Annotated in this window: 1 protein-coding gene; it reads right to left on the bottom strand. The window is 71.2% G+C overall.

Annotation, left to right across the window (positions count from 1 at the left end):
* Positions 1–1,550, bottom strand: a 1,550-nt coding sequence (locus tag AB0K21_RS44640; RefSeq protein ID WP_364159300.1) for a polyketide synthase dehydratase domain-containing protein, incomplete at its 3' end; no start/stop codon positions are given.
* Positions 1,551–1,593: the final 43 nt, after the last annotated feature.

The following is a 1,593-nucleotide window of genomic DNA, read 5'->3' as shown; positions in this document are numbered from 1 at the left end:
CCATCCCCCACCACGACCGCGCCCCGCGTGACGACCACCAGACGCGAATCTCCACACCGCTCATCGGCCAGCCACCCCTGCACCAAACCCAGAGCATCAGCGGCCAGCCCATGCGCGGACTCCACAACCCCACCCGCCGGATCCGACACCAGCCCGGCCACCACCACACCCGGCACCGAAGCCGCCTCCACCAACGACGCCAGATCCGGGTAAGCCGCGACCGCTTGCCCGTCCCCCTGACATGACCCGGCGACATCCAACACGTCCAGGCCAAGCACCGCCACCGACACCGGATCGGCCTCCGCTACACCGGCCACGGCCGTCCACTCCACCTGGAACAGTGCGTCCCCAACGGCACCGCCGCTGCCGGAGACGGCCAACCGCTCTGTTGCGGCCGGCCGCAGCACCAGCGACCGCGCCGACAGCACCGGCTCCCCGGCCGCGTCCACCGCGATCATCGAGACCGCGTCGCCTCGGGTCCTGGCCAGCCGCACCCGCAGCACCGACGCCCCGACCGCGTGCAGGCACACTCCACCCCAGGAGAACGGCAACCGGCCACTCTCGGCGTCGTCCAGTCCGGCGAACGGCACCGCGTGCAACGCCGCGTCCAGCAGCGCCGGATGCACCCCGAACGAACCCGCACTCGACGCCGCCTGCTCGGGCAGCACGACCTCGGCGAACACCTCGCCGTCGACGCCGCGCCAGGCCGCCGTCAACCCCTGGAACACCGGCCCGTAATCCAGCCCACCCTCAGCCAGCCGGTCGTACACCCCATCAAGCTCGATCACCGACGCACCCCTCGGCGGCCACACCGCCGTATCAAAATGCGTGACGACCTCACCGTCGGCCCCCGCGGCCTGCTTCCGATCCTCCTCAACGCCCGCCCCGGCGATGTGACCACCACTCGCCAGCACACCACCGGCATGCCGCACCCAACCATCGTGATCATCAGCTTCGGCCGGCCGGGCATAGACGCTCACCTCACGACGGCCCATCCCGTCCGCCGCTCCCACCCGCACCTGCACCGCGACAGCGTCGTCCGCGCCCAGCACCAACGGCGCGGTCAGGGTCAGCTCCTCGACCCGGTCGCAACCGACCTGATCCCCCGCCCGAATCGCCAGTTCCAGGAACCCGGTGCCGGGGAAGATCACCATCCCCGCCACCGCGTGATCCGCCAGCCACGGATGCGACCGCAACGACAGCCGCCCGGTCAGCAGCGCGTCATCGGAATCGGCCAGGCCCACCGCCGCGCCCAGCAGCGGATGGCCCGCCACAACCTGTCCCAGACTGCGGGCATCCGTGATCCGTCCACCACTCGGCCAGAACCACTGGTGCTGGAAGGCGTACGTCGGCAACTCCACCCGGCGCCCACCAGCGAGCACCGACTCCCAGTCCACCCCCACCCCGTACACATGCAACCGGGCCAACGCCGACATGACCGACCACTGCTCATCACGGTCCCCGCGCAGCACCGGCACCACCACCGCGTCAGCCCCCACCACCAGGTCCGCGACAGGCTGCTCCTCGGCGGCAAGGGTGTCCTGAGCCATCGCGGTCAACACCCCGTCAGGCCCCAGCTCCAGATACGCCCGC

Origin of the sequence: Streptosporangium sp. NPDC049248, from assembly GCF_040678965.1 — a bacterium.
GTDB lineage: Bacteria > Actinomycetota > Actinomycetes > Streptosporangiales > Streptosporangiaceae > Streptosporangium > Streptosporangium fukuiense.
This window is presented reverse-complemented; position numbering and strand designations above follow the sequence as displayed.